This window comes from Pseudomonas sp. GW822-FHT06B12 (genome assembly GCF_058799675.1).
This window is the reverse complement of the sequence record NZ_JBXALR010000001.1, coordinates 34,962-47,793: the sequence shown is the minus strand read 5'-3', so window position 1 is coordinate 47,793 and position 12,832 is coordinate 34,962. Positions and strand designations below refer to the sequence as shown.

Annotated in this window: 12 protein-coding genes and 1 pseudogene; 11 read left to right on the top strand and 2 right to left on the bottom strand. The window is 58.4% G+C overall.

Annotated elements, in window-relative coordinates; translation table 11 throughout:
* The first annotated feature begins 207 nt into the window (after window positions 1-207).
* The 4 genes from AC1RKH_RS00240 to argE all read left to right on the top strand — a co-directional run bounded on the left by AC1RKH_RS00240 (window position 208) and on the right by argE (window position 3,980).
* Window positions 208-1,518 carry a flavin-containing monooxygenase gene (locus AC1RKH_RS00240; RefSeq protein WP_493060603.1) on the top strand — a complete coding sequence of 437 codons (1,311 nt, stop codon included), beginning with the start codon at window positions 208-210 and terminating at the stop codon, window positions 1,516-1,518.
* Between the two features lie 55 nt (window positions 1,519-1,573).
* The gene (locus AC1RKH_RS00235; RefSeq protein WP_071554911.1) at window positions 1,574-1,990 is read left to right on the top strand and encodes a RidA family protein; all 417 of its coding nucleotides are present in this window, start codon (window positions 1,574-1,576) and stop codon (window positions 1,988-1,990) included.
* A 164-nt stretch (window positions 1,991-2,154) separates the two neighbouring features.
* Window positions 2,155-2,832: a DUF1028 domain-containing protein gene (locus AC1RKH_RS00230; protein ID WP_493060602.1), complete on the top strand. Its 678-nt coding sequence runs from the start codon at window positions 2,155-2,157 to the stop codon at window positions 2,830-2,832.
* Window positions 2,829-3,980 carry an acetylornithine deacetylase gene (gene argE / locus AC1RKH_RS00225; RefSeq protein ID WP_493060601.1) on the top strand — a complete coding sequence of 384 codons (1,152 nt, stop codon included), beginning with the start codon at window positions 2,829-2,831 and terminating at the stop codon, window positions 3,978-3,980. The genes AC1RKH_RS00230 and argE overlap by 4 nt, the downstream gene beginning before the upstream one ends.
* A gap of 33 nt (window positions 3,981-4,013) precedes the next feature.
* Here the strand turns inward: argE and AC1RKH_RS00220 are convergent, their stop codons facing one another.
* Window positions 4,014-4,925: a LysR family transcriptional regulator gene (locus AC1RKH_RS00220; RefSeq protein ID WP_493060600.1), complete on the bottom strand. Its 912-nt coding sequence runs from the start codon at window positions 4,923-4,925 to the stop codon at window positions 4,014-4,016.
* A 262-nt stretch (window positions 4,926-5,187) separates the two neighbouring features.
* Here AC1RKH_RS00220 and AC1RKH_RS00215 point away from each other — a divergent pair, with 262 nt between their 5' ends.
* The 7 genes and pseudogenes from AC1RKH_RS00215 (at window position 5,188) to AC1RKH_RS00185 (ending at window position 11,522) form a co-directional block, all read left to right on the top strand.
* Window positions 5,188-6,603, top strand: coding sequence for a purine-cytosine permease family protein (locus AC1RKH_RS00215; protein ID WP_493060599.1), 1,416 nt, complete (start codon window positions 5,188-5,190; stop codon window positions 6,601-6,603).
* Window positions 6,604-6,782: 179 nt separating this feature from the next.
* Window positions 6,783-6,896: pseudogene (locus AC1RKH_RS00210) on the top strand (transposase domain-containing protein); the annotation flags it as partial.
* Window positions 6,897-6,908: 12 nt separating this feature from the next.
* The gene (locus tag AC1RKH_RS00205; protein WP_493060598.1) at window positions 6,909-7,565 is read left to right on the top strand and encodes a VOC family protein; all 657 of its coding nucleotides are present in this window, start codon (window positions 6,909-6,911) and stop codon (window positions 7,563-7,565) included.
* Between the two features lie 321 nt (window positions 7,566-7,886).
* The gene (locus AC1RKH_RS00200) at window positions 7,887-9,593 is read left to right on the top strand and encodes an amidase (RefSeq protein WP_493060597.1); all 1,707 of its coding nucleotides are present in this window, start codon (window positions 7,887-7,889) and stop codon (window positions 9,591-9,593) included.
* A gap of 93 nt (window positions 9,594-9,686) precedes the next feature.
* The gene (locus tag AC1RKH_RS00195; protein WP_123585271.1) at window positions 9,687-10,079 is read left to right on the top strand and encodes a VOC family protein; all 393 of its coding nucleotides are present in this window, start codon (window positions 9,687-9,689) and stop codon (window positions 10,077-10,079) included.
* A 141-nt stretch (window positions 10,080-10,220) separates the two neighbouring features.
* A complete protein-coding gene (locus AC1RKH_RS00190) occupies window positions 10,221-10,727 on the top strand; it encodes a hypothetical protein (RefSeq protein WP_493060596.1) in 507 nt (168 codons plus the stop codon).
* Window positions 10,728-11,228: 501 nt separating this feature from the next.
* A complete protein-coding gene (locus AC1RKH_RS00185) occupies window positions 11,229-11,522 on the top strand; it encodes a fructose-bisphosphate aldolase (protein ID WP_493060595.1) in 294 nt (97 codons plus the stop codon).
* Window positions 11,523-11,885: 363 nt separating this feature from the next.
* On the opposite strand, the gene rarD is transcribed toward AC1RKH_RS00185, so the two are convergent.
* A complete protein-coding gene (gene rarD, locus AC1RKH_RS00180; RefSeq protein ID WP_493060594.1) occupies window positions 11,886-12,818 on the bottom strand; it encodes an EamA family transporter RarD in 933 nt (310 codons plus the stop codon).
* Between the last annotated feature and the right edge of the window lie 14 nt (window positions 12,819-12,832).

Sequence of the window (12,832 nt, the reverse complement as noted above, 5' to 3'; positions counted from 1 at the left end):
AAAGAACATGGGCTCGAAAAACAAACTATCTATAAAACAATGAGTGAGCCGCAGCGTAGACGGGTTTAAAGGCGCTGCATCAGATATTTGTATTCAATTGCCAGCTTAATAATATTTTACCAATACAGGGTCGATCCCTAGTCTTCAACCCAGAAAGAGATGGCAAGCCATGACCTGAATCCAACCGCTTTTTAGCAGGGTATAGAGATGACCATTGAGACAATAAAAATAGACACGCTGATTGTTGGCGCCGGTCAGGCTGGAGTGGCCATGAGTGAACACCTGAGCAAACTCGGTGTACCTCACCTCGTCCTGGAGCGCAATCGTATCGCCGAACGCTGGCGCACCGGGCGGTGGGATTCGCTGGTTGCCAACGGTCCGGCCTGGCACGATCGTTTTCCGGGTCTTGAGTTCGACGATCTGAGCCCCGACGGCTTTGCCCCGAAAGAGCGGGTAGCCGATTATTTCGAAGCCTATGCCAAAAAATTCAATGCCCCCATCCGCACCGGCGTGGACGTGAAAAAGGTCGAACGCAATGTCGGTCGGCCGGGCTTCACCATTGAAACCTCCGAGGGCGTGATCGAGGCCAACCGCGTGGTGGCCGCCACCGGGCCGTTCCAGCGTCCGGTTATCCCGCCGATCGCTCCGAAAGATCAGCCGTTCCTGCAGATCCACTCCGCCGAATACCGCAATCCAGCGCAACTGCCCGAGGGGGCCGTTCTGGTCGTCGGCGCCGGGTCGTCGGGTGTGCAGATCGCCGATGAATTGCAGCGTGCCGGCAAGCAGGTTTACCTCTCGGTGGGTGCGCACGATCGCCCTCCTCGCGCCTATCGCAACCGTGATTTCTGCTGGTGGTTGGGCGTGCTCGGCGAATGGGATCAGGCCGCCATGAAGCCCGGCCGGGAACACGTGACCATCGCCGTGAGCGGTGCGCATGGCGGCCGCACGGTGGACTTCCGCGGGCTTGCCCATCGCGGCATGACGCTCGTCGGCCTGACCCAATCGTTCAATGGCGCCGTGGCGACCTTCCAGCCAAATCTTGCCGACAACCTGGCGCGCGGCGACGAGAACTATCTGGCGCTGCTCAATGCGGCTGACGCCTACATCGAGCGCAATGGTCTGGACCTGCCGGAAGAACCTGAAGCGCGCATTACCTTTCCGGATCCGGAGTGCGTGAGCCATCCGATTCTTGAGCTCGACCTGGCCAAGGCCGGCGTGACCTCGATCATCTGGGCCACCGGGTTTGCAACGGATTACAGCTGGCTGAAGGTCGACGCCTTCGACGACAACGGTAAACCGCAGCATCAGCGCGGTGTGTCGAGCGAGCCTGGGGTGTATTTCCTCGGTCTGCCGTGGCAGTCGCGTCGCGGCTCGTCGTTCATCTGGGGCGTTTGGCACGACGCCAAGTACGTGGCTGATCACATCGCCATTCAGCGTTCGTACTTCGACTACCACGATGCCGCGCAACGCCAGGCAGAAACCGCCCCGGCCGCCCATAAAACAACCGTCAGCGCTTGAGATCCGCGCCGGCGCTTGAACAGCGCCGGGCCGAACTTTTCTTCAGGAGTTTCAGATGTCCACGCCAACCCATACCCGTATTCGCATGTTCAACACCAAAGAAACCTACCCGAACCAGAGCCTGGACAATGACTTGTGCCAGGCGGTCCGGGCCGGCAACACTGTTTACGTTCGTGGCCAGGTCGGCACCGATTTTGAAGGCAACCTCGTCGGTCTCGGTGATGCTCGCGCACAAACCGAGCAAGCCATGCGCAACGTCAAACAATTGCTGGAAGAAGCCGGCAGCGACCTCAGCCACATCGTCAAAACCACCACCTACCTCATCGACCCGCGTTACCGCGAACCGGTCTATCAGGAAGTCGGCAAGTGGCTCAAAGGGGTGTTTCCGATTTCGACCGGGTTGGTGGTTTCGGCATTGGGGCAGCCGCAGTGGCTGATGGAAATTGATGTGATTGCGGTGATTCCTGAGTAAGGAAGTAGACCGAGTCGCGGCTATCGCGAGCAAGCTCGCTCCCACATTTGATCGTCGTCGTACACAAATCCGTGACCACTGAAGATCTACTGTGGGAGCGAGCTTGCTCGCGATGGCGTCCGCGCAGACGACCCTTTCGCCAAGGTTAAACAAGGAGCAAAACCATGACTTTCTCCATCGCCGCACGTTGCCCCGAAACCGGTCAGTTCGGTATTGCGATCAGTTCCTCGAGCATCGCCGTCGGCGCACGCTGCCCCTGGTTGCTACCCGGTGTCGGCGCCGTATCCACGCAAAACATCACCCTGCCATCCCTCGGCCCCGAAACCCTCGCCCTCATGGAACAAGGCCTTGCGCCAGCCGATGCACTCGACAAGGTGCTGACCCGCAATGGCTACAGCCAATATCGACAGATCACGGCGATTGACCACCTCGGTCGGACCGCGCACTTCAGCGGCACGGAAACCCTGGGCAAGCACAATGCCGTGTCCGGCGAACAATGCGTCGCCGCCGGCAATATGCTGGCGGACCGTTCGGTGATCGAGGCCATGGTCAAGGCGTTCGAGCAAGGCGAGGGTCAACTGGCCGACCGCTTGCTGGCAGCGATGAAATCCGCCATCGCGGCGGGAGGCGAAGCCGGGCCGGTGCATTCGGCGGCGGTGGTGGTGGTCGGCGAACTGACCTGGCCGATTATCAACCTGCGGGTCGATTGGGCTGATCACGATCCGATAGGCCAACTGGAGAAATTGTGGGACGCCTATCGGCCACAGGTTCAGGATTACATCGACCGTGCCCTGGCCCCTGACAAGTCGCCGGGCTACGGTGTCGCCGGAGACGATCGATGAGCAACAGCCTCGATTTGCTCAAAGCACTGGTGGCGTTCGACACCACGAGCCGCGAATCAAACCTGCACCTCATCGAATTTGTCCGCGACTACCTCGAACGCTTCGATGTGCCTTGCGAGCTGGTCTACAACGAGCAGCGCAGCAAGGCCAACCTGTTCGCAACCATTGGCCCGGCGGACCGGCCGGGCATCGTGCTGTCGGGGCACACCGATGTGGTGCCCGTCGACGGCCAGCCGTGGAGCGTTGCGCCGTTCCAGCTCACCGAGCGCGACGGCAAACTGTACGGTCGCGGTACGGCGGATATGAAAGGCTACATCGCCTGCGTCCTCGCCCTGGTCCCGTCTCTGGTAAAAGCCCCGCTTCGGCTGCCGGTGCATATCGCGCTTTCGTACGATGAGGAAGTCGGCTGTCTTGGAGTCCGCTCGCTGCTGAAAGTGCTTGAGCAGCGCCCGGTCAAACCGATGCTGTGCATCATTGGCGAGCCGACCGAGCTGAAACCGGTGCTGGGCCATAAAGGCAAGCTGGCGATGCGTTGCGACATTCACGGTGAAGCCTGCCATTCGGCGTACGCCCCGCTCGGGGTGAACGCCATTGAATACGCCGCCGAACTGATCGGTGAACTGGGGCGGATTGGCGAAAGGCTCAAAGCGCCGGAGCATCACGACGCCCGTTTCGATCCGCCGTTCAGCACGGTGCAAACCGGGGTCATTTCCGGTGGCAAGGCTTTGAATATCGTCCCGGCGGATTGCCGCTTCGACTTTGAAATCCGCGCCCTGCCCTCGCAAGACCCGAGCGTGGTTGCGCAAGAACTGAAGACCTACGCCGAGCAGCAGGTGTTACCGAGAATGCGCGCCGTGAGTGATCAGAGCGCGATCCGCTTCAGTGAGTTGTCGGCGTATCCCGGTTTGGCGACCGATGCGCACAGCGAAGCCGCTGAGCTGATCGCTACATTCTCGGGCTCGCGGGAATTCGGTACGGTGGCGTTCGGAACCGAGGGCGGTCTGTTTGACGCAGCGGGTATTCCGACGGTGGTGTGCGGGCCGGGCAGCATGGACCAGGGTCACAAACCCGACGAGTTTGTCAGCCTGGAACAATTGAGCGGCTGCGACGACATGCTGCAACGGCTGCTGTCATCGATCTGCCGCTGAGTCGCCATGGCCCGACTGAAAACCTGGCGACAGCTAGTCGTGAAGCCGGGCCAGTTCTTCCTGGCAATAATCAACGAAGAGCTGCACCGGCTTGGTCAGTTGCACCCGACGCAGCCATGCCGCGGATAAACCTGAGCCGGTCACGGTTTCGGCCAGCGGTACACACACCACTTTTTGCCCGTCATAGGTGTATTCAGAAAAGGGCTTGGTCACCAGAATGGAGAACCCAAAGCCGCGTCCGACCATCCCCCTGACCATCTCGATCGACGGTGAACTGAACACGATGTGAGGCCGCAGCCCGCGCTCTTCGAAAATGCTGACGAAATAGGTCCGGCTGGGCACCACGTCCAACAAAATCATCGGCTCCAGCACCAGATCGTCCAACGACACCTTCGCCTGTTGCGCGAAGCGATGGTCCGCCGGCAGCAACGCGTAGGGCTGCTGGGGCGGCATCAGAGCAACCGTCTCGATCGTGCTGTCCAGGTCATGCTCGAACAGCATCGCCAGATCAATGCTGCCGGCGGTAAGGGCCTGCACCAGTTCCTGCTGCTCGCCATCGCGAATACGGATCTCCACACCCGGCCAGCGCTCGTTGAAACCGGCGATCAAGCGTGGCAGGTAGAGCGGCGCTACTGTTTCAAAACAACCAATATCGATCTGCCCCGCCACCACATCATTGTCTGCTAGCGCATTCTGCTCAAACTCGTGAGCGACCCGCAGCAGCTCAAGCGCTTTTCGGTAAAAACGCGAGCCGCTCGGCGTCAGTGAAACACCCTGCGCGTGATGCCGGATAAACAGCTGAACGCCAAAGCTCTCTTCAAGGTGTTTGATCGCGGTCGACACCGACGGTTGAGCGATATAGAGCTTGCGAGAGGCTTCGGCCACGCTGCCGCAATCGGCGGTGGTGACAAAATATCGAAGCTGTCGCAGGTTGTAAGCGGCCATGCGGACCTCCAGAAAACACAATATCAAGCGCAAAAGATCGGCAGCTCCGAGGATCGCGACGGCGCATGTAGCGATGCACGACCAAGCCTGAACATACCCGAGGCGGAAAACCCCGGGCATCTATTTTTTAAGGTTTGTAGCAACAAACTTAATAATTTATCTATCCCCACGCATTGCACATGATCACTCCAACAAGAAAAGCGTCGTTCGCGCGGCGCTCACTGAAGTACGTCCACGTACTCACTTTGCCTTGGAGTCCGTCATGGTCACCGCAACAACACCCAGTGCCCCACTCATCGAAAAACACACGATTGGATACGTGCCTCCCGAAGATCGCCACGGAAAAGTCAGGGACCTGTTCACCCTCTGGTTCGGCGGCAACATCGCACCCTTGCCCATCGTCACCGGCGCCTTGGGTGTGCAGCTGTTTCACCTGAACCTGGTGTGGGGCATCGTCGCCATTCTAGTCGGGCATCTGGTCGGCGGCGTGCTGATGGCCCTGCACTCGGCGCAAGGTCCGCAAATGGGCATTCCGCAGATGATCCAGAGCCGCGCCCAGTTCGGCTCGCTCGGCGCACTGCTGGTGGTGCTGATCGCCGGCATCATGTACATCGGCTTCTTCGCCTCCAACATCGTCCTCGCCGGCAAGTCCCTGCACGGCGTGGTCGACAGCGTGCCGGTGCCGGTGGGCATCGTCATCGGCGCCCTCGGTTCGGGCATCATCGGGATCATCGGCTACCGCTTCATCCATGTGCTCAACCGCATCGGCACCTGGGTACTCGGCGCCGGCATCGTGCTGGGCTTCGGCTACATCTTCACCCACGTGCAGACCGCCGACTTCCTCACCCGCGGCAGCTTCAACATCTCCGGTTGGCTGGCTACTGTGTCGCTGGCCGCGCTCTGGCAAATCGCCTTTGCACCCTACGTGTCCGACTACTCGCGTTACCTGCCGGCCAATGTGCCCGTGGCCTCGACTTTCTGGACCACTTACCTCGGCACCGTGCTCGGCTCCAGCCTCTCGTTCATCTTCGGCGCCGTCGCGGTACTGGCAACACCCGTCGGCATGGACACCATGGACGCGGTCAAACTCGCCACCGGTTCCATCGGCCCATTGATGCTGTTGCTGTTTCTGCTCAGCGTGATCAGCCACAACGCCCTCAACCTGTACGGCGCCGTGCTGTCGCTGATCACCCTGGTACAAACCTTCGCCGCTCGCTGGATTCCGACCGCCAAGAGCCGCGCCGTCATCTCGATCATCGTCCTCGCCGCCTGCTGCTTCGCCGCCGTCGGGGCCTCCGCCAACTTCATCGGCCACTTCGTCGACATGGTGCTGGTGCTGCTCGTGGTGCTGGTGCCGTGGACTGCGATCAACCTGATCGACTTCTATGCCATTCACAAAGGTGAGTACGACATCGACTCGATCTTCCACGTCGATGGTGGGATTTACGGACGCTACAACCCGCAGGCACTGCTGGCCTATGCGATCGGGATTGCCGTGCAGATTCCGTTCATGAACACACCGCTGTACGTCGGGCCGATTTCGGCGCACATCGACGGGGCGGATTTGTCCTGGTTGGTGGGGTTGCTGATTACTTCGCCGTTGTATTGGTGGTTGGCGAATCGTGACAGCGCCTACAAGCGTCGGTTGTCGGCCGGGAAACTGGCTACCGCCCTGTAAGGGACAGCGAGCAGCTTTTTAAGCTTAAAAACGCACGCGTCCGGCAAAGGCATCTACCGACACCGCGTTGGCACGGGTTGTTGCAGTATTCGGTGCCGCGTAGCCGCACTGTGCTTATCTGTTTGCCAATCGTCGCGCCACGTGCATCAAAGTGTTGGTGCACGACGGGTTGGGTATTTGGCCATGATCCGTATGCTTACCTGAAAGACCTTCTCACGCGCCTGCCGACGCAGCGGGCGAGTGAAGTTGCTGATCTGTTACCGAATAATTGGGCAACCAAATCACAGAATTAAAGGGAATTAACCATGGAAATAGATCACATTTTTATTTGCGTGAATGATGACGGTCGAGGCGCTGACGCACTGAAAGCCCTCGGGCTTGCTGAAGGGACGCCAAACGTACACCCAGGCCAAGGCACTGCCAATAGAAGGTTTTTCTTCCGAAACTCTTTCATTGAGCTTTTACATCTCACCGATGAGTTAGAAGCTCAAAGTCAGTTAACAGCGCCAACCCAACTCTTTGACCGCCTCAAGTGCGCAGATGGAGTCTCCGCGCCCTTTGGAATTTGCTTCAGACCATCCATCGTAGGCGAGAAGCCAATATTTCCGGTCTGGGAATATCGACCTGTTTACTTACCAGCTGCCCTGAAAGTCGACGTGGGGCATGCGCCTATATCCGAACCGATGTGGTTTTTTCTTTCGTTTGCCAAAAGACCAGATGAGGCTCCGATTGAGCGAGCACAGCCGTTTGAACATCCCAACGGCTTTCGCGACATTTCATCTGTGCGAGTTACCACTCCCAACAGCCAAGCTTTTTCTACCCCTGCCAACTGCGCAAACCAGCTGAAAGGATTTGAAATTGTTCGTGGTGATGAGCATCTGGTCGTATTGGAAATCGATCATGGCGCAAGCGGCCAGACACACGATTTCCGTCCAGGGTTGCCGATGATTATGAACTGGTGATGCATTGACCTAACCATTCAGCCAACATCTCGTTCTGATCCCAACGCTGGTGGCGCTGGTGTGTGCTTCATTGAGGTTTGGATTCAGAGGGGTGTTGGCCGGGCGCTTACTAAAAAACCCGCACGGTGTTGCTAATGCCGATCAGTTAAGCGAATTCCCACAGGTTCCGCACCTTAACTGACTGGCATTACACCCTGTTGCGGGTTTTTTCTGCTGTTTTTTGCTGGGTGTTCAATAGAATGCTCAGATTGAAAAGCCGGACACTGTCGCGTCATACAGTGCTACGAGCCCCCCTATGAACACCCATTTTGAGAGAGCAGCATGATCGAGGTCACCGAGGTTTCCATTGCCCAACTACGGGCTGCGCTCGAATCGGGCCAGACCACGGCGGTTGAACTGGTGCAGGCCTACCTCGCCCGAATCGATGCCTACGACGGCCCCGACACACCCACCGCCCTTAACGCGGTGGTGGTGCGCAACCCCGAGGCGCTGAACGAGGCGCAGGCGTCCGATGCCCGCCGCGCCAAAGGCGAAACACTGGGGCCACTCGATGGCATTCCCTACACGGCCAAGGACAGCTATTTGGTGAAGGGGCTGACCGCCGCGTCCGGCAGTCCCGCCTTCGCCAAGCTGATTGCCCATCGCGATGCGTTCACCATCGAACGGCTGCGCGCGGCCGGCGCCATCTGCCTGGGCAAGACCAACATGCCGCCCATGGCCAACGGCGGCATGCAACGCGGGGTCTACGGCCGTGCAGAAAGCCCCTACAACGCTGACTACCTCACCGCCCCCTTCGCCTCCGGCTCATCGAACGGCGCCGGTACCGCCACCGCCGCCAGCTTCGCAGCCTTCGGCCTGGCGGAAGAAACCTGGTCGAGCGGACGCGGCCCAGCCTCGAACAACGGACTGTGCGCCTACACGCCATCACGCGGGGTGATCTCGGTGCGCGGCAACTGGCCGTTGACGCCGACGATGGACGTTGTCGTGCCGTTTGCCAGAACCATGGCCGACCTCCTCGAAGTGCTCGACGTGGTGGTCGCCGAAGATCCCGACACACGCGGCGACCTATGGCGGATGCAACCCTGGGTGCCGATCCCGAGCGTCGCCTCGGTGCGTCCCGCGTCCTATGTGGCGCTTGCCGCCAATCCCGATGCACTCGCCGGAAAACGCTTCGGCATTCCCCGGATGTACATCAACGCCGACACCGAAGCCGGCACGTCTGAAGCGCCGGGCATCGGTGGCCCAACCGGGCAGCGAATCAACACCCGCGCCTCGGTGATCGGGCTCTGGGAACAGGCTCGCCAGGCACTCGAAGCCGCTGGCGCCGAAGTGATCGACGTCGACTTCCCGCTGGTCTCCAACTGCGAAGGCGATCGCCCCGGTGCGCCGACCGTGTTCAATCGCGGCATCGTGTCCAAAGAGTTCCTCCACCATGAACTGTGGGACCTGACGGCGTGGGCGTTCGATGACTTCCTGCAAGCCAACGGCGATCCGAAATTGAACCGCCTGGTCGACGTCAAAGGACCGCTGATCTTCCCGCACGACCCAGGCACCCTGCCCAACCGCGAAGGCGACCTCGCCGCCGGCATGGACGAGTACGTGCGGATGGCCGAACGCGGCATTACCCCGTGGGACCAGATCGCCACCGTGCCCAACGGACTGCGCGGGCTTGAACAGACCCGCAAAATCGACCTTGAAGACTGGATGGACCAACTCGGCCTCGACGCCGTGCTATTCCCAACCGTCGCCGACGTCGGCCCGGCAAATGCCGATGTCGACCCGACGTCGGCGGACATCGCCTGGAGCAACGGCATCTGGGTCGCCAACGGCAACCTCGCCATCCGCCACCTCGGCGTGCCGACGGTCACTGTACCGATGGGTGTTATGCCGGACATTGGCATGCCGGTCGGGCTAACCTTTGCCGGTCGTGCGTATGACGATTCGACGTTGCTGCGGTTGGCTTCGGCGTTCGAGGCGACGGGGACGAAGCGGATGATTCCGCCAAGGACTCCGGCGTTGCGCAAGTAAATGGCTATGTAGTGGAATGACAGGCGGATGCGACGTTGCGTCCGCCTTCTGCTAGATTTGCCACCCCAATGTCACAACAAGGAATGTTTGCACATGAAATTCGGCTACATGATCATCTACGTCCCGGACGTTGCAGCCTCACTCCAGTTCTTCTCATCCGCCTTCGGGATTGCCACCCGCTTCCTCCACGAATCCGCCACCTACGGCGAACTCGAAACCGGCGAAACCACCCTGGCATTCGCCGCCGACGAACTCGCGGCGATGAACTTCAGCACCGGCCACATCTCGGCCCACGCCTCCCCCAAACCACTGGGCATCGAAGTGGGCCTGGTGACCGACGACGTCCCCGCCGCCCATGCCAAAGCGCTACACGCCGGCGCCACTGAAATAGCCGCCCCCCTCATCAAACCCTGGGGGCAAACCGTCTCCTACGTTCGCTGCCCGGACGGGACATTGGTGGAGCTTTGCACGCCAGTGCAGGCGTGAGCGACAGGCGGGGCGAAAGGGAAATACCGGGACAGACCGCGATTTAAAAAAGCCCTTGAATTCGGGGTCTGCCCCAAATCCATTTCATTCTGGCGACGTACTAAAAAATGAAATCGTTGGTAAGCAAAATTAGAGGGCTGCATGACAGAATCCGCTTCTAAACCAAGCATGAGTGTCCAGATTGCTTATCTGAAGGAAGCGTTAGAACTCAATATCCTTGAGATTTCCGACATCATTCATTGGGCGGATGAAGAGATAAATCGCCAAGCGAGTCCTTCCTACGAACTGATAGAACTTGCCCTGATGGGCAAATCAAACCGCTATGACGTTGCGAACCAATTGCTCCGGGTCGTAACACCGTCCATGAGCAGCGCCGAGACACTGCCCTACGTCTTGGCGGCAGCACATAAAAAACTTCTTGATGCACCTGACTTCGGAAAGGTTTTAGCCGAAGGACTGTATCGGACTTGGGTAAAGGCCGACTGCAATTTTCCAGAGGCTCTTAGCCCGTGCGGATACTTTGACGATGCCTACAGCTTGGCCGAAAGCGGCACATTTGGAACAGTCGACCAGATCAACCAAGAGCTGCTTGAGTTCACAGCCGGGTTTCTGAGTTGGGATTGGGCAGCAAGGCGGGATGTGCAATAGGTACTTGCGCGCGCCTTCAGAACGGTAACTACTCTCCGCTTTCGGCTAACGTTGAAATCGTAGTTTGTCCCCGAATCCAAGCCCCCACTCGATCGATGTGAGCTACCGAAGGTTCGGGCCGCGTTCGGGCGATCTTTTGATCTTCAGCTCCGAAACTATCGTAGGAAACCACCCACCGTGGCGAGGGAGCTTGCTCCCGCTGGGCTGCGAAGCAGCCCCAAGCCCTCCCCCGCAATTTCCTCAGACACTCCGCAACGCCCGGTTTACGGTAAATACGCCGCCGAACATGGACAAACCACATCGCCGCAATGACCGCCCAGCGTCCTACCCCCCGGTTGCGGCGCCAGAAGCCGACACCTATATTTGAGTCGTCGCTGACATTGTTGGCGACAGGGTTTCGCAGCCCTAAGAAGAGCACCAACAGCGTCAGGCAAGACACAGCCGATTTCCGTCTGTGAATTGGTTCTGACGGTTGTGATTTATCTTTTTAGGATTAAAACCATGACAACTCAACACCCGCCCCACCGCTTCACCCCCATGTCCCAATTCGCCACCGACTGCCCAGTCCTGCATATCGACAGCGACGCCCCGCTCCGCGAACTCCACAACTGCGTCAGCGAACGCCTCAACGCCGTCCTCAAATACCTGAACCTGATGGCCTGCACCAGCCTCCCCGACTACGCCGAGAACGACATCAACACCGTTACCAACATCGCTCGGATCATGGTGCAGGATGTGGCTGATGTGTTTGGGGTGATTGAACAGCGTGGGTTTGATATGCCCAAGGGGCAGTGACCCGCATTTAGTCGCAAAAAAACCGCAATTGCTGCGGTTTTTGTTGCCTGCTTGCATTCCGTTTTTTTCCTGCGGACAGCGGTTAATCGATTACGACTGACCGCTTCCGGCCCAGAGTGTGTAGAAACGCTTCGCCAAAATTGAAGCGTGCGCGTCTATGTTAAATCTGAAATTTATCGGCACGTCAGCAGATGTGGATTTCGCGTAGAAGCGCGATTTCCAGTCCGGTTTTGAGTACCTGTCGCGCTCAAAAACGTTTTTACACAGCCTCGGCCAATAGCTGCCTGTCGGATCCGACTGAAATCGCCCCTTAGCTGCCGGTGAGCAACTGTAGAGTTCGGCCATTGAGGACGTGTGCGCTTCTCAAACGAAATCACACAAATCCACTTTGACCTTTGCCGAACTCTGTTCGCTTGCTGAAAGCCGTGTTGCCCGCAAATAGCGTCCTCCGTCTAAAACAAGCAATCCAACCGCAGTCCAGATTGGCATATATGTCAGCCACTGCTCAGCCTTGATCTGCTCGCCCAGGATCAATGCCACTGCGACCATCAGTATCGGCTCAACGTAACCCAGTAAACCGAACAGGCTGAATGGTAGATGCTTCCCTGCAACGGTGTAGGACATGAATGCCGCCGAACTGATGACTGCCAACAGTGCAAGCAACAAATACAGATTTGGCACCTGAGTGAACACACCCGGCGTCGACCTATCCCCCAACGCAAAATAGGCGGCAACCGGTAGCGTGAGCAAAATGTCAAACCAGAGGCCGCCGAGACTCGCCGTAGAGAGCTTACGCCGCAACATGAAATACAGAGGAAAACCGAAGGCAACCAACAGCGTTGACCATGAGATTTTCCCGACTTGATAAAGCTCATTGAGCGCGCCTAGTCCAGCGCAAAGGGCGGCAATTTTTTGTGTCGATGTTAGCTGGTCACCGTAGATAACCTTGCCGATCAGTAGCATTACAAGAGGCAGCAGGAAATAGCCAAGTGAAACATCAAGGCCATGCCCGTTGAGCGGTGCCCACATGAATAGCCATTGCTGTGTACCCAGCAGAGCGCTGCTCAAGCAAAGTCCGATGAGTAACCGTGGCTTATGCCTAAGGCGTTGCCAAACGGCCTTCACTTGGCACCATGCTCCGCTAATTATTAAAAAAGCGGTGATACAAGGCAGCATCAGCAGCATGCGCCAGCCAAAAATTTCCTCTCCATTGAGTGGGGAAAACAAGGTTACGTAGTAGTAAAGGGTGGCAAAAAGGCATGATGAAGTAATAGACAGAGCGACACCTTTGAACAAGGGGCCTCCATTTG

What these genes read in the sequence shown, in the direction of transcription:
- AC1RKH_RS00200 (WP_493060597.1), top strand. Translation starts at nt 7,887, where the DNA reads ATGATCGAGGTCACCGAGGTTTCCATTGCCCAACTACGGGCTGCGCTC.
- AC1RKH_RS00230 (WP_493060602.1), top strand. Translation starts at nt 2,155, where the DNA reads ATGACTTTCTCCATCGCCGCACGTTGCCCCGAAACCGGTCAGTTCGGT.
- AC1RKH_RS00240 (WP_493060603.1), top strand. Translation starts at nt 208, where the DNA reads ATGACCATTGAGACAATAAAAATAGACACGCTGATTGTTGGCGCCGGT.
- AC1RKH_RS00185 (WP_493060595.1), top strand. Translation starts at nt 11,229, where the DNA reads ATGACAACTCAACACCCGCCCCACCGCTTCACCCCCATGTCCCAATTC.
- AC1RKH_RS00235 (WP_071554911.1), top strand. Translation starts at nt 1,574, where the DNA reads ATGTCCACGCCAACCCATACCCGTATTCGCATGTTCAACACCAAAGAA.
- AC1RKH_RS00220 (WP_493060600.1), bottom strand. Translation starts at nt 4,925, where the DNA reads ATGGCCGCTTACAACCTGCGACAGCTTCGATATTTTGTCACCACCGCC.
- AC1RKH_RS00195 (WP_123585271.1), top strand. Translation starts at nt 9,687, where the DNA reads ATGAAATTCGGCTACATGATCATCTACGTCCCGGACGTTGCAGCCTCA.
- AC1RKH_RS00190 (WP_493060596.1), top strand. Translation starts at nt 10,221, where the DNA reads ATGACAGAATCCGCTTCTAAACCAAGCATGAGTGTCCAGATTGCTTAT.
- AC1RKH_RS00205 (WP_493060598.1), top strand. Translation starts at nt 6,909, where the DNA reads ATGGAAATAGATCACATTTTTATTTGCGTGAATGATGACGGTCGAGGC.
- argE (WP_493060601.1), top strand. Translation starts at nt 2,829, where the DNA reads ATGAGCAACAGCCTCGATTTGCTCAAAGCACTGGTGGCGTTCGACACC.
- AC1RKH_RS00215 (WP_493060599.1), top strand. Translation starts at nt 5,188, where the DNA reads ATGGTCACCGCAACAACACCCAGTGCCCCACTCATCGAAAAACACACG.